General features: G+C 71.1%; 16 protein-coding genes and 1 pseudogene. 7 read left to right on the top strand and 10 right to left on the bottom strand.

The window, feature by feature from the left end:
* Nucleotides 1–118: 118 nt before the first annotated feature.
* Nucleotides 119–256, bottom strand: a complete 138-nt coding sequence (locus tag ACLQ29_RS19265; RefSeq protein ID WP_425772885.1) for a hypothetical protein — start codon at nt 254–256, stop codon at nt 119–121.
* Between the two features lie 198 nt (nt 257–454).
* Between ACLQ29_RS19265 and ACLQ29_RS19260 the strand changes: the two genes are divergently transcribed.
* Nucleotides 455–847: a hypothetical protein gene (locus ACLQ29_RS19260; protein WP_425772884.1), complete on the top strand. Its 393-nt coding sequence runs from the start codon at nt 455–457 to the stop codon at nt 845–847.
* Between the two features lie 301 nt (nt 848–1,148).
* Here the strand turns inward: ACLQ29_RS19260 and ACLQ29_RS19255 are convergent, their stop codons facing one another.
* Entirely contained in the window at nt 1,149–2,021 is an 873-nt protein-coding gene (locus ACLQ29_RS19255) for an LLM class F420-dependent oxidoreductase (protein WP_425772883.1), read from the bottom strand.
* 112 nt (nt 2,022–2,133) lie between these two features.
* On the opposite strand from ACLQ29_RS19255, the gene ACLQ29_RS19250 reads away from it, so the two are divergent.
* From ACLQ29_RS19250 to ACLQ29_RS19240, 3 genes are read left to right on the top strand one after another with little or no spacing between them, the layout of a single operon-like run.
* Complete coding sequence (locus ACLQ29_RS19250) at nt 2,134–3,282, top strand: acyltransferase family protein (protein ID WP_425772882.1); 1,149 nt, start codon at nt 2,134–2,136, stop codon at nt 3,280–3,282.
* Nucleotides 3,279–4,421 (top strand): alanine racemase, encoded by a 1,143-nt coding sequence (gene alr / locus ACLQ29_RS19245; RefSeq protein WP_425772881.1) that lies wholly within the window; start codon nt 3,279–3,281, stop codon nt 4,419–4,421. Before ACLQ29_RS19250 ends, alr begins: the two co-directional genes overlap by 4 nt.
* Nucleotides 4,418–5,467: a D-alanine--D-alanine ligase family protein gene (locus tag ACLQ29_RS19240; protein ID WP_425772880.1), complete on the top strand. Its 1,050-nt coding sequence runs from the start codon at nt 4,418–4,420 to the stop codon at nt 5,465–5,467. Before alr ends, ACLQ29_RS19240 begins: the two co-directional genes overlap by 4 nt.
* On the opposite strand, the gene ACLQ29_RS19235 is transcribed toward ACLQ29_RS19240, so the two are convergent.
* From ACLQ29_RS19235 to ACLQ29_RS19220, 4 genes are read right to left on the bottom strand one after another with little or no spacing between them, the layout of a single operon-like run.
* A complete protein-coding gene (locus ACLQ29_RS19235; protein ID WP_425772879.1) occupies nt 5,460–5,954 on the bottom strand; it encodes a hypothetical protein in 495 nt (164 codons plus the stop codon). The two genes, ACLQ29_RS19240 and ACLQ29_RS19235, sit on opposite strands and share 8 nt — an antisense overlap.
* The gene (locus ACLQ29_RS19230; RefSeq protein WP_425772878.1) at nt 5,951–7,405 is read right to left on the bottom strand and encodes an ATP-binding protein; all 1,455 of its coding nucleotides are present in this window, start codon (nt 7,403–7,405) and stop codon (nt 5,951–5,953) included. Before ACLQ29_RS19230 ends, ACLQ29_RS19235 begins: the two co-directional genes overlap by 4 nt.
* Entirely contained in the window at nt 7,402–8,097 is a 696-nt protein-coding gene (locus ACLQ29_RS19225) for a response regulator (protein ID WP_425760828.1), read from the bottom strand. Before ACLQ29_RS19225 ends, ACLQ29_RS19230 begins: the two co-directional genes overlap by 4 nt.
* A gap of 16 nt (nt 8,098–8,113) precedes the next feature.
* The gene (locus tag ACLQ29_RS19220) at nt 8,114–9,085 is read right to left on the bottom strand and encodes a phosphatase PAP2 family protein (protein WP_425772877.1); all 972 of its coding nucleotides are present in this window, start codon (nt 9,083–9,085) and stop codon (nt 8,114–8,116) included.
* A 251-nt stretch (nt 9,086–9,336) separates the two neighbouring features.
* Here ACLQ29_RS19220 and ACLQ29_RS19215 point away from each other — a divergent pair, with 251 nt between their 5' ends.
* A complete protein-coding gene (locus ACLQ29_RS19215) occupies nt 9,337–9,843 on the top strand; it encodes a winged helix-turn-helix domain-containing protein (protein WP_425772876.1) in 507 nt (168 codons plus the stop codon).
* A 71-nt stretch (nt 9,844–9,914) separates the two neighbouring features.
* Here ACLQ29_RS19215 and ACLQ29_RS19210 read toward each other — a convergent pair whose 3' ends face one another.
* Nucleotides 9,915–14,237: a S8 family serine peptidase gene (locus ACLQ29_RS19210; protein WP_425772875.1), complete on the bottom strand. Its 4,323-nt coding sequence runs from the start codon at nt 14,235–14,237 to the stop codon at nt 9,915–9,917.
* A 366-nt stretch (nt 14,238–14,603) separates the two neighbouring features.
* On the opposite strand from ACLQ29_RS19210, the gene ACLQ29_RS19205 reads away from it, so the two are divergent.
* Entirely contained in the window at nt 14,604–15,140 is a 537-nt protein-coding gene (locus tag ACLQ29_RS19205) for a winged helix-turn-helix domain-containing protein (protein ID WP_425760831.1), read from the top strand.
* Nucleotides 15,141–15,289: 149 nt separating this feature from the next.
* The gene (locus ACLQ29_RS19200; protein WP_425772874.1) at nt 15,290–15,793 is read left to right on the top strand and encodes a VOC family protein; all 504 of its coding nucleotides are present in this window, start codon (nt 15,290–15,292) and stop codon (nt 15,791–15,793) included.
* 65 nt (nt 15,794–15,858) lie between these two features.
* On the opposite strand, the gene ACLQ29_RS19195 is transcribed toward ACLQ29_RS19200, so the two are convergent.
* The 3 genes and pseudogenes from ACLQ29_RS19195 to ACLQ29_RS19185 all read right to left on the bottom strand — a co-directional run.
* Nucleotides 15,859–17,142 carry an L-lactate MFS transporter gene (locus tag ACLQ29_RS19195; RefSeq protein ID WP_425772873.1) on the bottom strand — a complete coding sequence of 428 codons (1,284 nt, stop codon included), beginning with the start codon at nt 17,140–17,142 and terminating at the stop codon, nt 15,859–15,861.
* 50 nt (nt 17,143–17,192) lie between these two features.
* The gene (gene nrfD / locus ACLQ29_RS19190) at nt 17,193–18,269 is read right to left on the bottom strand and encodes an NrfD/PsrC family molybdoenzyme membrane anchor subunit (protein WP_425772872.1); all 1,077 of its coding nucleotides are present in this window, start codon (nt 18,267–18,269) and stop codon (nt 17,193–17,195) included.
* Nucleotides 18,266–18,389, bottom strand: a pseudogene (locus tag ACLQ29_RS19185) (4Fe-4S dicluster domain-containing protein); the annotation flags it as partial. The pseudogene ACLQ29_RS19185 and the gene nrfD, both read right to left, overlap by 4 nt.

Below are 18,389 nucleotides of genomic sequence, written 5' to 3'. Positions count from 1 at the left end.
CGATCACGGCGAGGGCTGTTCTCCGCAGTACGGGAGGACAGCCCTCGGCCGTGCTCAGGCTGTCGTCTCCGGTTCCACCGCAGGTGGTCCGTGCCGGCGCCACAGCCCCGCTGCTCGATCAGCGCCCGCGGTACCGCTCGCCGGCGGCCAGGCGGCCCAGCTCGACCGCCGGGTCGGTGGGCGGCGAGTCGGTCTGGCTGACGACAAGCGTTTCCACAGTGGCGCCGTCGGGTGAGAGCACGGTCGGTGCCACCATGGGCGGTGGTCGGATGCTGGCAGGCCGTGGTGCCATCCGACAGATACCACCCTGAAACTACCTCAATCGTCATCAGACACAGGTGGACGCCGGCTTCCGATTGACCCGCCGGACTACGTCGTTTCAGTGCTTGACGTGTCAATTTTCCACCGGTAGCTTAAATCGCATCTACAAATATCTATCTAAAGCAGGTGAACCGTGCTCTTGAAATCCATCGCCATCGCCATCGCCGCGTCCGTCGCAGGCGTGCTGGCCGCCGCCCCCACCGCCTCGGCGGCAGCACCCGGAGTGTCGATACAAAGCTGGGGGTCCGGGAACTGCCCGCAGGGCATGCTCTGCATCTGGCCCAACTGGAACCACCCGCCGCAGGGTCCCGTGGAGACGCCGTCTCTGACGACCAACAGCGAGTGGACCGGCAGCATCCAGGGATTCAACTTCTACAACGGCACAGGTCGCGACGCCGTGATATCCGGGTTCACTTTCGGCTCGTCGATTCCCTTCAAAAACTGCGCTCCTGCCGGCGGGACCGGGGGCGACCTGTATATACCGGTCAAGGTGACGAAGGTGACCTGGCAGCTGACCCCCTGCTGATCCTCCACCGGGCCCTTCCGAGCAAGGACTTGGAGTAGCTGACTCGATCGGCGGTCCGGACGCGCCCGGATCCGTTGCGGTGCAACGAGAAGACGCAGAACCCCGGTATGAAGGTGGTCCTTCCCGGAATCACCGTCATCGAGGTTCTGCGTCGCTACAAGCGACACACATGCCGCCATCCTGCCCGTACGCGAGGCGACCGTGTCGTTCTGTCCGGCCTCCTGCACGCCGAACGGCAACGGCTCGGCACGGACTCCGGACCGCGGACAGCCCCACGACCACCGAATTTCGCGCAGCGGGATCAGCCGATGTCGGCCAACCGCGGCAGCACCTCGTCGCCGAGCCGCGTGGCGAACTCGACCGGGTGCCGATCCGGCGTCACCTGCACCTCGCTCACACCGAGCGCGGCGTAGTCGGACACCTCGGCGAGGAACGCGTCGGTGTCGTCCAGCGGCGACCGGGAGGCCACCACCGTCTTCTCGATGGTGTCGTAGTCGCGGCCCTCGGAGGCACAGTGCCCGCGCAGCACGTCCAGCTTGCGCGCCACGTCGTCGACGCCGGCACGGCCGAACAGGTTGCAGGCGTCGGCATAGCGCGCCACCAGCAGCAGCGTCTTCTTCTCGCCCCCGCCACCGATCATGATGGGCGGGCGCGGGCGGCTCAACGGCTGCGGCGAGTTGATGGTCTCGGCGAGCTGGTAGTGCTTGCCGTTGAACGGCCCGTCGTCGGCACTCCACATCTGCAGGCAGATGCGCAGCGTCTCCTCCAACCGCTCGAACCGCTCGGCCACCGGGACGACAGGCACACCCAGCCCGAGCTGCTCCCGCTCGTACCAGGAGGCGCCGATGCCCAGGCGGGCCCGGCCGCCGGAGAGCACGTCGAGGGTCGTCACGGTCTTGGCCAGCAACCCCGGGTACCGGTACATCACACCGGTGACCAGCACACCCAGCGTCATCCGCTGGGTCTTCGCCGCGACGTAGCCCAGCGTGGTGTACGCCTCCAGCATCGGCTCCTCGGCCGCGAACACCGCGTCCATCTGGAAGAAGTGGTCCATCACGGTGAACGACGCGACGCCGGCCTGCTCGGCGGTGGTGGCCGCCTGTGCCAGGGTGGGCGCGATCGCGGTCGGGTCGGCCGGGGTCGAGTAGTTCCAGTAGTGCAGCCCAAGCTTCATGTGGCACCTCCGCAACGAGCCTAGGGGACGTGTCGAGGGCTGGCCGCGTCCATTACCAGATCATGACAATTCGTGGATCACGCGCGGATATCCGGCTGGCAGCTTCTGCTGAGTGATCCAACAGTTGTCTCCCACCGAGTCCCGGCCCGTCGACACGCGGCCCGAGGCGACGCGCGTCCGGTTCCGCCACCGGTACTGGACCCGGACGGTCCCCGCCGACCGACAGTCACACCGGGCGCGGTGGGCCGACGCGGCGAAGGGCGTCTGCATCGTCCTCGTCGTTCTGTGGCACGTCGTAGTCAAGGATTACCTGCAGATCGACTGGCACGTCGGCGTACCGGTGCCGGGCCTGTGGGGAACGCTCGGCGAGCAGTTCCTGCCGCTGCGGATGCCGCTGTTCTTCACCATCTCGGGCGTCTTCGCGGCGAACGCCGCCCAGCGGCCGTGGCGGGTCGTCGCCCGCGGCCGCATCGCCGGTTTCCTCTACCTGTATGTCGTCTGGCTGCTGATCCATACCGCGGTCCTCGCCGCCGCCCCGCAACTGCCGACCGACCGTGCCACCTCCGCCCTGGGCCTGCTGGAGCAGCTCACCATCACGCCGTCGAACCTCTGGTACCTGTACGCGCTGGCGCTGTACTTCACAGTCGCCAAGGCGACCCGCCGGGTGCCCCGGGCGCTGGTCCTCGTGCCCGCCGCGGCGTTGTCCGCGATCGCCGCCGCCGGCCTGCTCGACACCCCCGGCAATCGGGCCGGCCTCTATCAGAACCTGGTCTTCTTCCTCGCCGGCCTGTCCCTGCGACCGCAGATCGAGCGGTGGGCGGCCACCGCCAGCAGGCGTCGGCTCGTGCTGACCTCGGGCGCCTACGCGCTCGCGCTCGCCGCGATGGCGGCGGCCGGCGCCCAGCAGTGGTTCGGCGTATGGACGGCGGTCTCCGCGGTCGCAGTGATCTTCGGCATAACCGCCGCTGCCCGGCTGGCCCGGTGGTCGGCGATCAGCGATCCGCTGGCTAGGCTCGGCCGCATCACACTGCCGATCTACGTCATCCACATGCCGGTCCTGGCCCTGCTGCACCGGCTGTTGCTCGTACCGGTTTCCGGGCTGGACCGGTCCGCCCAGGGCCTGATCGTGCTCGGTTATCCGATTCTGCTGAGCGGGCTGGTGATCGGTCTGAGCCTGGCCGTCCACCGCGGGCTGGTGGCGGTGCACGCGCGCTGGCTGTTCGCGCTCCCCGGTCCCCGCCGGGGAGGGGCGGCCGGATGAGCGCCCTGGCCGAGGCGGTGGTCGACCTCGGGGCGATCGCCGACAACGTGCGGGCCATCACGTCGCTCACCGGCACCGACCTGATGGCCGTGGTGAAGGCGGACGGGTTCGGTCACGGCGCGGTGCAGGTGGCCCGTGCCGCGCTGCACGCCGGCGCCCGTTGGCTGGGGGTGACCTCGGCGGCCGAGGCGCTGGCCCTGCGTACGGCGGGGGTGACCGCGCCCACGTTGAGCTGGCTGCACCGGCCGAACGACGACTTCGGGGCGTTGATCACCGCGGGCGTCGACGTCGGGGTGTCCACCACCACGCACCTGCACGCCGTCGTCGACGCGGCCCACCTGCTCGGCGTACCGGCGATGGTGCAGCTCAAGGCGGACACCGGCCTGTCCCGCAACGGGGCCGCCGGGGACGACTGGCCGGAATTGGTGCGGTGGGCCCGCAAGTACGAGCGGGAGGGCGCGATCCGGGTACGCGGGGTGTGGTCCCACCTCATCGACGCGGACCTGCCGGGCGCACCCGAGCTGGGTCGGCAGGTGGCGGCCTTCGAGGAGGCGTTGCGGGCGACCCGCTCGGCCGGCCTCGACCCGGACCTGGTGCACCTGGCCAACTCGGCGGCCGCGCTGTCCGCACCGCGGACGCGCTACGACCTCTGCCGGATCGGGATCGCGCTGTACGGCGTGGACCCCTTCGGGGCGAGCGGTCCGGGCGAGTTCGGGCTGACCCCGGCGATGACGGTGCGCACGAGTGTGGTCAACGTCAAGCGGGTGCCCGCCGGCACGAGCGTCTCCTACGGGCCCGACCACGTCACCGGCGCGCCGACCACGCTGGCGCTGCTGCCGCTCGGCTACGCCGACGGGCTGCCCCGCGTCACCGGCGGTCGCGCCGAGGTGTGGCTCGGCGGCCGACGGTGCCCCGTCGTCGGGCGCGTCGCCATGGACCAGTGCGTGGTCGACGCCGGAGACCAACCGGTGACGATCGGCGACCCGGTGGTGGTCTTCGGCCCCGGCGAGGGTGACCAGGCCCCACCGACTGTCGTCGAGTGGGCGCGCTGGGCCGACACCAACCCGCACGAGATCTTGACCGGGATCGGGCCCCGGGTGGCCCGCGACCACCTCCACGAAAGGGCACGGAATTCATGACAACCCGACTGGCAGTGCTGTACGGCGGGCAGAGTGGCGAGCACGAGGTGTCCTGCCGCTCGGCGGCGAGCATCCTCGCCAACCTGGACCGGGAGCGGTACGAGGTCACCGAGGTGCTCATCGACCGTGCCGGCGGGTGGCACGTGGGCGGCCGCCCGACGACGCTCCCCCAGGCGCTGCGCGTGCTGCGTACCCAGGATGTGGTGTTCCCGGCCCTGCACGGCCCGTACGGCGAGGACGGCACTGTGGCGTCGCTGCTGGAGTGGCTCGGCGTGCCGTACGTCGGCAACGGTGTCTTCGCCAGCGCCGCCGGCATGGACAAGGGTGTCACCAAGCGACTCCTCGCGGCGGAGGGCCTGCGGGTCAGCCCGGGGGTGACCCTGCGTCCCGGCGAGGAGTTGTCGTCCACCGACCGGCAACGGCTGGACCTGCCAGTCTTCGTCAAGCCGGCGCGGGCCGGTTCCAGCCTGGGCGTGGTCAAGGTGGACGAGTGGGCGGGTGTGCCCGCCGCGCTGGAGCAGGCCCGTCAGGTCGACCCGAAGGTGCTCGTCGAGCAGGGGGCGCGCGGGCGGGAGATCGACGTGGCCGTCCTCGAGCACCCGGACGGGCGGGTGCAGGCCGGCCCGCCGCTGGAGATCCGGGTGACCGGTCCCGGTTTCTTCGACTACGACGCCAAGTACGACGGCGGGGCGGCCTTCCAGATCCCCGCCCCGCTCGACGCGGAGACCACCGAGGTGCTCCAGGACCGGGCGATCCGCGCCTTCCGCGCCCTGGACTGCCGGGGCCTGCTCCGGGTCGACTTCTTCCTGCCCGCCGAGGGGTCCCCCGAGCCCATCGTGAACGAGGTCAACACGTTCCCCGGTTTCACCGCCGCCTCGCAGTTCCCGCAGATCTGGGCGCAGGCCGGTCTCGGGTTCGCCGCGCTCATCGACATCCTGATCGCCGGCGCGCTCGTCGACGCGGACCGGGGCCGCCACACCGGGTTGCCCCGGCAGGCGCGACCTGTCGACCTGGCGCGCAGCGGTGGTCGGCATCCGGTCAGCTGAGCGGGCACGGCCGGGCCGGTCGGGCGCCGTCGGACCCCACGATGGCGACCGGTGTGGAGTTCCCCGCCAGGCCGACCTGGGCCGCGGCGTAGGCCACCGTGCAGATGATCTGGTCGGCCGCCCTGGACGACAGGGACCGGGCCGCGCCGGTCGTACGCACGGTGAGGTCACCGGACCCGTTGGCCCCCGACGTCAGTGTGACCGGGTCGAGACCGGCCGGCACCTCGCTGGTGAGGCCCTGGCCGCGTTCGTATCCCAGCGGACCGGCCGCGAGCAGGGCGAGCGCGTTGGCGGGCGAGGCGTCCGCCGACGCCGGGCGCAGGACCAGCACGAGTTCGCCCTCCGCGAGCAGGTAGAGCCCGATGCCCCGGGACGGGCCACTGACCGCGGGCCGACCGGTGATGACCTCGCTGGGCCGTACTCCGCAGCCGCCGGTGGCGAGAAGCGTGAGCAGAACGCCACCGGCGAGCAGCGCGCGCCTGGTCACCGGGCACCTCGGTCGTCCGCCGGGTCGCGGGGCAGGCGGAGGGTGAACACCGCGCCGCCACCGGGGGCGTTGCCCGCGACGAGGCTCCCCCGCCGGTCGCCGTGGTGGTGCAGGCGCGCGTTCTCCCAGGAGATGGCGAGGCCGAGGCCGCTGCCCTCGGAGCGGGTCCGCGCGGTGTCGGCCTTGTAGAAGCGGTCGAACACGTGCGGCAGGACCGCCGGGTCCAGCCCCGGACCCTGGTCGGCGACCTCGATGGTGACCCAGTCCGCGTCCGCGCGCAGGCGTACCGACACCGGCTCGGCGCCGTGCCGGAAGGCATTGCCGACCAGGTTGGCGACGATGACGTCGAGCCGGCGGGGATCCAGCCGGGCCACGACTCCCGGTGGCAGGTCGGCGCGTAGCCGGTCGACCCAGCCCCGGATCCGCAGGGTCGCGGTCACCGCCGCGGCCACGTCCACGTCGTCCAGGGCGAGCCGCGCGGTGCCGGAGTCGAACCTGCTGACCTCGATGAGGTCGTTGACCAGGTGGGTGAGGTTCTGCGTCTCCCGGCTGACCAGCCGGGCGGCCCGGCCCGCGTCGCCGGGCAGGTGGTCCGCCTCCTCGTCGAGCACGTCGGTCACCGCCGTCATCGCCGCCAGCGGCGTACGGAGTTCGTGCGAGACGTCGGCCACGAAGCGGCGGGCGTCGGACTCCATCCGCCGCAGCTCCCCGACCTGCCGTTCCAGCGTTCCGGCGGTGTCGTTGAAGGTCTGCGCCACATCGGCCAGCTCGTCGGCGCCCCGGACGGTCAGCCGGGTGCTCAGGTCGCCCTCGCCGAGGCGGCGGGCCGCCCGGCCCAGGTCGCGGACGGGTCGCAGGACGCCGCGGGCGGCCAGCAGGGCCAGCAGGACGGCGAGGACCAGGGACAGTCCGCCGGTCTGCCACGCCCGGGTGGCGAGCCGGTTGATGCTCTGCTGCTCGGGGACGAGGTTGCGCACCGAGTAGACCTCCAGCCCGGACGACCGGGACGTGCCGTCGGACTCCTCGAGCGCCAACTGGGTGCCGATGAGCAGCCAGGGCTGTCCGTCGTGCGAGACACGCTGCCAGGCGATCCGGCCGTCACCGACCTCCCGGCGCAGCTCGGGGGTGAGCGGGTCGGCGATCTCCGTACCGCCCTGTGACCGCATGTTCCGGTAGACGACCACCGCGAAGCCCTGCCGGTCGGAGAGCCGCTGGGCCAGCAGGTCGAGGTCGGCCTGGGTCGGCGGGAGCTGGACGATCGGGTAGACCTTCGCGAGTTGGTCGGTGAGCGACATCACGGCGGCGTCCTGCGCCTGTTGCAGGATGACGGTCCGGGCCTGGACGTAGCTGCCACTGGCCACGACCGCCGTCGTGGTCACGCCCAGCAGCGCGAAGGTCAGGAGCAGCCGCACCCGCAGGCCCAGGATCCGGGCACTGGCCCAGCGGGTCACAACGGCCCGAACCGGTATCCGAAACCGCGCACGGTCTGGATGAAGACCGGCGCCGACGAGTCGACTTCGATCTTGGCGCGCAGTCGCTGGACGCACGCGTCCACGAGCCGCGAGTCCCCGAGATATCCGTGCTCCCACACGGCCTCCAGCAGTTGCTGGCGGCTGAGCACCTGGCCGGGCGTGTGCGAGAGTTCGAGCAGCAGGCGCAGCTCGGTCGGCGCCAGGCCGACAGGCGTCCCGTCCCTGCTGACCACGAGCGCGGCCCGGTCGATTGTCAGCGGGCCGTACTCCTCCACGCCGGCGCGCTCACCGGCGGGACGTCGGGACTCGCCACCGGTCCGTCTGAGCACCGCGCGGATGCGCGCCTCGAGCACCCGGGCCTGCACGGGTTTGACCACGTAGTCGTCGGCGCCGGCCTCCAGGCCGGCCACCACGTCCATGTCGTCGTTGCGGGCGGTGAGCATGATGATCGGCAGATCGCCGAGCTGCCGGATGCGGCGGCAGACCTCGAACCCGTCCATCCCGGGCAGCATGAGGTCGAGGACCACGACGTCGGACGAGGTCGTGCGCAGCAGGTCCAACCCCTGCTCACCGGTCCCCACGGCGTGCACGGTGTGGCCCTGCCGGGTGAGCGCCAGCTGCAGCCCGTCGCGCACCGTCTGGTGGTCTTCGATCAGCAGCACCTGGGACATGTCGCCAAGTATCCCATCATGAGATCTTTTGGTATCCGGTCGATGGTCGTGACCGCGTGGGACGCGGACCGGCGAGATCAGTGGCGCGTACCAGGAACACCACGGAGCCCACCAGGACCATCGTCACCAAGCCGACCACCACGATGGCGACGAGCGCACCGCGCCGCACCGACGTGGCCAGGTCGGGCACGACCACCGCGAGCGCCCCGACCAGCACGACCAGGCCGGCCGCCCCCTCGGCCAGCCCGCGCCACGGGCCGCCGCCACCCGGTCGGCCGTCCCCGCCCTGGTCCCCGCGCCAGACCACCAGGGCCGCCGCGGCCAGGCAGAACAACGCCACCCCCAGCAGTACGCCGCCGAGCGCGTCGCTGAACCGGTGCCAGCCCGCGATCATCGTGGCCGCCGCGATGAGGGCGACACCCGCCGCGCCCGGCACCACCAGCCACCGCCGGGCCCACCCGGGGAGGACCAGCATGAACGCCAGCAGCAGCGCCGTGGCCGCCGTGACGTGACCGCTGGGGAAACTGTTGTGGGTGGTCGAACTCTCGATCTGGAGGTCCGGACGGGGCAGCGCCGACTTCACCGCGCCGGCCACCACCACCGCGCACAGGACCAGGCCCACGCCGACCACGCCCGCCGCCAGCCGCCGCCGGAGCGCACCCACCACCAGCACCGCGCCGAGCAGGGCGGCGAGGAGTGTCGGGCTACCGAAGGCGGCAAGTACGGTCTTGGCCGGACCCACAAGCACTGTCTGCTGCTCGTAGCCCCCACCCCGCTCGGCGCGCGGCAGGAGCGCGCCGTCCCACCACTGACCGGGGTACGTGCGCACGAAGACGGCCGCGGTGAGGGTCAGGGCGAGCAGGCCGCACAGCGACGCCGCGAACAGCCGGAGACCCAGCGGCACGGCCGCGCGGGCGTGCCGCAGGGGTCGCGCCGGCTGCGGGCCGGGCGTCGACCGCCCGACGGGGTACGACGATCCGATGGACATGGCGACAATGCTCGCCCCGGCAGGTCCGTACGCCGTGCGCGGATTGTCTTGGTTCTGTCACAACTGCTTCCGGACCGCCGGAGACCGGCTGACGACCACCGCGACGTGGTCGAATTCATCTGCTTGCATCGACGATGTTTTACCCGGCCGAGATCAGCCGCCACTAGGGTCAGGACGCCGATCGATGTTTCGCGTCGACGGTGCGAAAAATCCATCCGGAGTGAGTTGGGGAACCGGAAGGGGTTGGGGGAATGCAGGGAAACTCTGTCGACAGCCTGGTCATCGGCATCGCGTCGTCACCGGCCGAACGCCGACAGCTGGCCCGACTACTCGGCGGAAGCGACGCCTTCCTGATCGTCTCGACAGTCGACCAGGCGCGGGAGTTCCTCGGGGTGGTCGAGACACCTCCCGTTCCGACTCCCCCGGTCACGGGCGTGCTCGCCGACGTCGCGCCGAGTCCACCGCCGCCGCCACCGGACCTGACCGTCGACTCCGACCGGCGGGTGCTGCGGTGGCGCGACCAGGAGATCGACCTGACCCGCCTGGAGCACGACGTCCTGCTCTGCCTGGTGCACGCGCCCGGGCAGGTCTGGACCTACGAGCGCCTGCACCTCGAAGTCTGGGGCAACCGGCACCTCGGCCGTGGCTCCGACATGCACTCGGTGGTCCGCCGGGTGCGCGGCAAGCTCGCCAGGCTGAACGCCGCGGCGACGATCCACTCGGTACGCGGGGTCGGCTTCCGGCTCGTCCCGGTCTGATCCGCCGGACCCGGTCCGGCCCGCCTGGTCGGACACCAGGCGGGCCGGACGTGATCGCTACCGTTCGGGCGTCAGCACCGGATCGGCGCCAACCCGAAGTCCTCCACGGTCGGAGTGGTGCTGTTGATCTTCGTCTGACGGGTCTGCGGCTTCCAGCCGTCCTTGGCGACGATCATCGTGATCGGGTTGTTGCGGCGGTCCACCCAGTAGGCGTACTTGCCCTCGGCGTCGGTCGCGAAGGTCCACGACGACGCCCACGAGTCGACCTGCACGACCGCGCCGGTGAGCGGCGAGGTCGCACCCTGGCAGCTGGTGCCGGTGACCGTACCCATGAGCTTGCCCCAGGTCTTCGGGGGGTTCGCGGTCATGGTCACCGCGACCGGCGCGACCGAGTACGGCGTGTTCTCCGCGATCGCGACCGCGCCGGAGTAGGTGCCCGGCTGGTCCACGTTCGCCGTCATCGTGACGGTGACCGTGACCTTCGCCCCCGGCGCGAGGGTGACCGCCGACTTGTCGATGGCCATCCAGCTCACGTCGGCCGCCGACTCGGCGCAGCCCTCGAAGCCGGGCAGCGCCTCGCTGTCCGGGGCCGCGTCGAAGTTGCCGGACGAGCCGCCGATCTTGTAGAAGCCGCACGCCGCCCCGCCGCGGTAACGCGCCGTGTTGGCGTTCGGCAGGTTCGACCACGAACCGGTGCCCGGGTCGAAGGCGAAGCCCGCGTTGCTGATGGCCCCACCCTGCGAACCACCGACGACGAGGAGCTTGCCGTTGGCGACGGCGTACGAGCTGGCCCAGTTGTCGGTCGGCGCGTCGGCGACCGTGCTCCAGGTGTTGGCGCCCGGGTCGTAGGCGTAGCTGGACTTCAGCGCGGCGGCCCCGTCGTTGCCGCCGGTGCAGTAGACGATGCCGTCGATGCCGCCGCAGGAGGCGAAGGCCACCGACTTCGGGTAGTTGGCAAGCGTCGTCCAGGTGTCAGTGGCCGGGTCGTACCGGACCACACTGTTCGACATCGGCGTGCAGGCGGCGGTGGTGCAGCCACCGATGGCGTACAGCTTGCCGTCCACGACGGCCTGACCGGCCGCCGATCGCGGCGCCGGGTTGTCGGCCAGCTCCGTCCAGGTGTTGGCCCCCGGGTCGTACGACCAGGTGGCCGAGTCCGGCCCCGAGTCACCCCAGCCGCCGCTGACGATGATCTTCCCCTCCACGACGCCCGCGGTCGGGGCGTTGCGGGCACCGGGAAGGTCGGCGATCGCCGTCCAGGTCTGCGCGACCGGGTCGTAGGCGTAGTTCTTGGTGGTGGAGGTGCTCCCGTCGCCACCGCCGAGCGAGTAGACCTTGCCGGCCAGGTTCACCACCCGGTTGTCCATGATGGTGGACGGGTAGTTGGCGATGTCGGTCCACGGCGCCGCCTGCGGGCCAACCCCCGCGGTGCCCGCCTTGGCCGCCTTGCCGGACGCCTTCGCGGCGAAGGACGTCGCGGCGGTGAGCCGCTGCTCCGGCGCGCCGGAGCCACCGAGCACCTGCTGCCGGGTGACCTTGGACCCGTCCGCCCGGAGGAGTTCGAACCCGTTGTCCCGCTCAGCGAACTTGACCTCGACCGGCGCGCCACCGGTGTTGGTCACCGTGAACGTCTTGCTGGCCTTGCCGCTGGGCATCTGGAGCGTGGCGCTCACCTGCGTCGGCGTCACCGACAGCCGGCCGGCCGCGAGCTGGAAGTTCGCGACGGTCGCCCAGTCGGCCTCGACGTCGACCTGCTTGGTCTGGCTGACGTAGTTGCCGGCCGTCGCCGTGAACGGGTGCGTGCCGGTGAGCGTCGAGTAGATCCAGTAGAAGCCGTCGGCCAACTCCGGGTCGTCCGGGGTCGCCACGGTGACGGCCTTCTCGGCCGGCCGGTCCTTGCTGGTGACGGTCGCGCCGTTGACGTAGCTGTTGTCGTTCTTGTCGCGGACGTTGCCGACGACCAGCCCGCCGTCGACCGGCACGCAGGTGATCTGGCTACCGATCAGGACGTTGTCGACCTCCCACCACCACTCGTAGGACGCGTCGTAGTAGTGGAACCGGACCTGCACCTGCGCCTGACCGGCCGCCTGCGGGATCGGGATCTCGGTCAGCTTCGGGCCCCGGACGTCGGTCTCCTGCCGGAGCACGTTCGTCCAGGTGGCACCGCCGTCGATGCTGAGGTCCACGTCGGCGGTGTCGTCGTTGAGCTGGTTGAAGTCCTGGTTGAACCGGATGACCGGGGCCGTGACGCTGGTCAGGTCGACCACCGGGCTGACCAGGGAGGTGTCCTGGCTGGTGCCGGCACCGTAGTTGTCGCTGTCGATCATCGCGAAGTTGCCGGCGCCGCCGGTCAGGTTGCCCCGGTCGCCGTCGTCGGTGAACGTCCAGACCTGACCGCTGCCCGCGTTGTCCACGACGGTCCAGCCGGCCGGCGTGGTCGTGGCGTCGAAGGTCTCGTACTCACCGTCGGAGCCGGTCGTGTAGCCGGGCGCGGTGGTGCAGACGGTGCTGTCCACCGGCACCGCGACGTTGGCGGTGGCGTTGCCCGAGCCGACCACGACCTGCTTGGTGACGGTCTGGTAGCCCGGGTACTGCGACTCGTACGTCAGGGTGTAGGTCTGCCCGGCCGGCAGCTTGAGGCTGTACCGGCCGTTCGACGGCGTGGTGTAGTCGTAGACGCCGGCCACCCCGGTGACCGTCACCTTCGCGTACAACGGCCAGCCGTGGCCGGAGCCGTCGGTGACCGCCCCGGTGACGTTGACACTCGCCACAGGCGTCAGCGCGACGTTGAGCGTGGTGGTCGTGGCCTTGGTGACAGTCGCCGGCTTCGTGGTGCTGCCGTAGCCGAAGGCCGCCACGGTGACCTGGTAGTCGCCGGTCGGGAGCTGGGTCGAGTAGGTGCCGGTGGCGCCGGTGGTCACCTCACGGGTGGTCGGACCGGTGAGCGTCACTGTCGCGCCGGCGATCGGGGCGCCGGTGGCCGCGTCGGTGACGGTGCCGGCCAGGGTGCCGATGTCGCCGGTCGGCGCGGCGGTGAGCAACGCGAGGGCGTCCAGCCGGCCTTCGCCGTAGACGTTGTTGTCGGCCGCGGTGCCGCCGCACTGGGCGTCGGCCTTGTCGATCGCGGTGCCGTTGAGCAGCGCACGGGTCGCGTCGATGTCGCCGATGAGCGACGGGGCCGCCGAGTACAGCAGCGCGATCGCGCCCGCGAGGTGCGGTGCGGCCATCGAGGTGCCGCTGCTGCTGCCGTAGGCGTTGCCCGGGATGCTCGAGCGGACGTTCACGCCGGGGGCCGAGATGTTGGGCTTGATCTCACCGTCCTGCCCGGTGCCCCGGGCGGAGAAGCCGGCGATGTTGTTGTTGACGTCGTACGCGCCGGTCGAGTAGTTGTCGGCGAGGCTGCCGGGCGAGCCGCTGGTCTGGCATGCCGGCCCGCTGTTGCCGTTGGACCAGACGCCGAAGATCCCGGACGCGGCCCAGGCGTCCGTCACGTCCGTCATGAAGGGCTCGTTGGACGGTTCCCGGGTGCCCCACGAGTTGTTGATGACGTTGGGTCGCTTGCTCGCGTCGGCGTTCTGGCCGTTGAGGTCGAGCGGTTCGAGCATCCACTGCCCGGACTCGATGAGAGCGGCGTCGCTGGGGCAGCAACCGTTCGCCGCGATCCACTTGACCCCGGGGGCGACACCGATCTGGTTCGCGCCGTCGGAGCCGGCCATGGTGCCCATCGTGTGCGTACCGTGGCCGTCGTCGTCGCAGGGGCCGGTCTCGCAGGTGCCGGCGGCGTCGAACCAGTTGTAGTTGTGGTCGAACGTCCCGTCGCCGTTGTTGCCGCGGTAGGAGTTCACGAGCGCCGGGTGGTCGAACTGGACCCCGCTGTCGATGCTCGCGATGGTGATGCCCTCGCCCTTGACGCCGAACTGGGACCAGACGTCGTCGGCGTTGATGTTGGCGATGCCCCACTCCAGGGCGTTCACGGTCTTCTCGTCGGTGCCCTTGATCGTCTCGGGCACCTTGTAGGTGACCGGGGCGTAGAGGCCCTCGACCTCGGCGTGGTTGGCGAACGTCTGCGCCATCGCCAGGGAGCCGCTGTTCACCTTTATCGCGTTGGTGACCCAGAAGGTCTGGTACTTCGCACCCGAGCTGTCGAGTTCGGCCCGGATCTTGCCCTGGCTCGCCGCGGCGGTCTTGCGCAGAGCGTCCGCGACCGCCGTGCCGCGCTTCGACCAGTCCTTGATGGCGCTGGCCTTGCTCAGGTCCGCCCGGTCCTTGAACCGGATCCAGAAGTCCCCTTCACTCTTGGCCTGGAGCTGCTGTGCGAGCTCCGGTCGGATCTTGTCTCCCGCCCCCACCGCGCCGCCCGGCGCGGCCTGCGCGCCGGATCCGATGGTGACCAAGCATGTGGCGGCGAGGATCGTCGCCGCCCCGGCGCTGACCAGTGATCTGGCCGCGCGCCCCCATTGTGGACGTCTGAACATTGGTGCTGCCTCCCTCAGAACGACCCAGGGTGTCAATGGGCCATGGTGAGGGTGCGGGAGGATCGTCTCGGCGGGCCGAGAGATCGAACCCCCATGCCTTCCCATGCACCGCGCGGGTCACGCCGGTTGCCCGACTGGACACTATGATCGAGAAGAACGGACGATCAAGAACTTGCCGTGAGCAACTTGTCGCTAAGAGTTGCCCCGCTGGCGACGCGCTTGCCAATCATTGTCAGGACCATGACGATAGCTGGGCAGGGATGCCCATCGATCCCGGGCGGTGCTGTGGCCGAGGACGACGAGGCGACGTTGGATCGGGGCGATCCGGCCGACGAGCCGTTCCCGCTGTTGATCGCGGTGACCTCGTCGCCGGCCGAACGGATCCGGCTCGCCGAACGCCTCGACGGCATCGCGCCGCTGCTGCTGGTGGCCGACCTCGACGAGCTACGCCGACTGATCGCCGCGCCGCAGCAGCCGTCCACCACCTCGTCCGGGCCGACGCCCGCCGCCAACACCGCCCTGGTGATCGACTCCGCCCGGTCCGTCGCCCGCTACCGGGATCGCGAGGTCGACCTCACCCGACTGGAGCACGACCTGCTGATCTGCCTGACCACCGAGCCGGTCCGGGTCTGGAGCTACGCCGACCTGCACCGGTCGGTCTGGCGGGACGAGGGGCGCGAGCGCAGGGCGGACGTGCAGTCCCTGGTGAAGCGGCTACGACGCAAGCTGCACGAGCTTGACACCGGGGCCAGCATCGAAGCCGTCCGGGGCGTCGGGCTGCGGCTGACCGACCGTCGCCACCCACGCATCGAAAGAGCCTGACGCCTGCCTGATGTGGGCAGGCGGGGCGTGTGCGGCCGGACACGTCGCCGCATGAATCGGTCCCACGGGGGTAACGAGACCAAGATCAGCAACACCAAGGCGGATCAGCAACACCAAGGCGACGAAGAACGCCGGTAAGGAGAGTCAGCATGGCATTCCCGAATCCCTCGACGGTGTCCATCGGCCTCACGTCGGCCGCGCACGTCGGCATCGCGGTGAGTGACCTTGACCGCTCGGTCGCGTTCTACCAGGCTCTGCTCGGCGCGGAGCCGGTCGTGCGGGACGAGAGCATGCACGGCGCCGGGTTCGCGCAGTCGCAGGGGCTGCCGACGACGAAGCTGCGGTACGCCACGTTCAACCTCGACAACCTCGGGATCGACCTGATCCAGTTCCAGGAGCCGGTCGGTGACGCCGCCCAGGTCGCCGCCAACCGGCCCGGCTCGATGCACCTGTGTTTCCAGGTCGACGACGTACGGTCGGTCTTCGACCGGATGAGCGCGGCCGGGATCGAGTTCCTCGGGCAGCCGTACACGTTCGCGCCCGGCGAGGTGAACCCGCCGGCCGCCGTCGGCACCGAGGTCGCGTACTTCAACGACCCCGACGGCACCAACCTGGAGATCATCGCGCCCAAGGGCGGGTTCTCCCGCGAGTGATGTCGACGTGGGGGGGGGGGGGGGGGGCCGCCCCCCCCCCCCCCACGTCGCTCTCGCCGGCCGGCTCAGCGGCCCGCGCCGCCCGGTGACCCGGGTAGCCCTGGCTCGGAGGGCATTCGGGTGATCGGCGGTAGGACCAGGGCGATCAGGGCGACGATCGCGATGACCGTGAACGGCAGCGTGTAGCTCTTGCCGCTCGCCTCGTAGAGCAGCGACGTGACTAGCGGGCCGACCACGCCGCCGATGCTCCAGGCCACGATCATCGCACCGTAGATGGCGCCGCCGTTGGGCGTGCCGAAGTAGTCGGCAGCGGTGGCGGGCATCGTGCCGAATCCACCGCCGTAGGCGAGGTAGACCAGGGCGGCCAGGACCGCGAAGAGCGCCAGGGACGCGGCGTGCGGCAGGATGAAGAAGCAGATCGCCTGGAGCAGCAGCATCCCGAGGAACGCCGGCATCCGCCCGGTGCGGTCGGACAACCACGCCCAGGCCACCCGCCCGGCGCCGTTGAACAGGCCGAGGACGCCGACGAGCGTGGCGGCGGCCGCCGCGCTCGCCCCGGTGATGACCTGGGCGGCATCGGACGCCTGGGAGATCAGTGCGATGCCGCAGGCCACGTTGAGCGCGAGGATCCCGGTGAGCAGGTACCACTGTCGGGTGCGCAGGGCCTCCCGCAGGGTGTAGACGCGGGTGCCGGCGAGGGCGCGACCAGCGGTCTTCGGAGTGAACCCGGGCACCTGGTAACCAGCCGGCGGGTTACGGAAGAAGGACGCCCCGAGCAGGATCGCGATCAGGTAGGCGACGCCCAGCGGGAAGAACACGTCGGTGGGATCGTCGGTGCCGTTGAGCAGCCTCTTCGCCACCGGCGCGACGATCACGGCGCCGAAGCCGAAGCCGGCGACCGCGATGCCGGTGATCAGGCCGCGCCGGTCCGGGAACCACTTGGCGAGCATCGCGATCGGGGTGATGTACGCGGCCCCCAGGCCGATTCCCCCCAGCACGCCGTAGGTGAGCACCAGCAGCCACAGGTCGTCCTCCGACGACGTGAGCGAGGCCAGCATGTTGCCGACCGCGTAGAGCACGCCACCGCCGAGCGCGACGGGTCGTGGGCCGCGCCGGTCCTGGATGCGCCCGCCGATCAGGCTGCCGATGAAGATCGTGCCGATCGCCACCTCGAACGGCAGCACGGCCTCCCACTTGGCCCAACCGAATTCGTCCTGCAGCGGCTTGTTGAACACGCTCCACGCGTACACCGCGCCGAGCGCGAGTTGGACGAGCACCGCGGCGACGACGAGACCCCATCGGCCCCGCGTCGGCGCGGATCTTCCTTGATCGGTTGCGGTGTGTGCCATGAGCTGAGTCCCCCGTCTGCTGGCTCATTGGCTGGCGCCTGTTGGTCGAGCTATGTCCCCTTCTCGGCCGGCGACCGGCCCTCCCTGCGGTCGCGCCGTTCCCGTTGCGGCACGACCGTGTACTTGGGGTCGCGCGCCGACGCCATCCCGGCCTCGAAGACGCCGAACCGGGTGGCGACCGACGACGCGACAAGCGCGGCGCCGGAGAGCGCGGACAGCATCCGGCTACGCCGGCTGAACAACGCGGCGACGGTGCCCACGCCCAGCAGCACCCGCCCGGCCCGGATCAGTCGGCCGCTACGACCCTGCGTGTAGGGCTCCCCGGTCAGGCCCATCCGCTCCAGCCGGCGACCGCCGACCACCTCGGTGGTCGCCGCGGCGAGGGCGAGTCGCCGCAGCGGGGCGGTCTCCACGGCGGGCGCCGCGATCAGTCCGACCCCAGCCGCGGCGGCGAGCGCGCTGCCGGCGAAGACGAACGGCAACGACGGGTACGCGTCGTGCCAGGACGGTACGGCGGTGTCGGCGAGCAGCACCCCGGTGTAGGTGGCGAGCGCCGGGGCGGTGGCCGCGGCGGCCAGGCCGGCGACGTTGCCGACCGGGGGCATCAGCCGGCGGGCGAGGCCGAGCACGCCGTGTTGCGGCAGCCGCGGCGCCAGTTCGGTGATCGCGGCGACACCGGCGAGTGGTCCGAACACGGTGAGGATCCAGGTGCCGACCGACATCGGCGAGGTCAGCTTGGCGACCCGGAGCATGTGGTGGAACCGGGCGGGGCGCCCGAGGTCGTGCACCAGCAGGTACGCGCTGGCGGTGACGCCGCCGAGGGCGGTCCACCGCCCCACCTGACGCAGGCCGGGGCGGCCGGTCAGTTGGGCGCCCGCGCCGATCAGCGCGCCGCCGGCGGCGAGGCCTCCGGTGAACAGGTAGCCGGCGATGTCGTGTTTCCACACCGGCGGTTTGAGGATCGGGCGGCCGTAATAGGAGGTGAAGTCGGCCACCGGCACGGTCAGTTGCTCGCCGTCGTGACCGCGACCCCGGCCGCCCCGGCGCTGCCCGACGGCCTGGTCGACGCGGTCCTGGAACTCGCGGAACCGGGCGCCGGCCGGCTCGTTCGGTGGACTGTCGGTCATCGTCGACCGCCGACGAACGCGAACACGGTGGCGGCCGTCATGACGAGGGCGGCGAGGCCCGCGCGTTTCCACATGGCCGGCAGGTCACGGGTGGTCACGACCGGGTCGGGTGGCAACCCG

The sequence above is a fragment of the Micromonospora sp. DT228 genome, assembly GCF_049841595.1.
In the GTDB taxonomy this organism is placed as follows: Bacteria; Actinomycetota; Actinomycetes; order Mycobacteriales; family Micromonosporaceae; genus Micromonospora.
The sequence above is the reverse complement of the archived record's forward strand: the minus strand, read 5'-3'. Positions and strand labels throughout refer to the sequence as shown.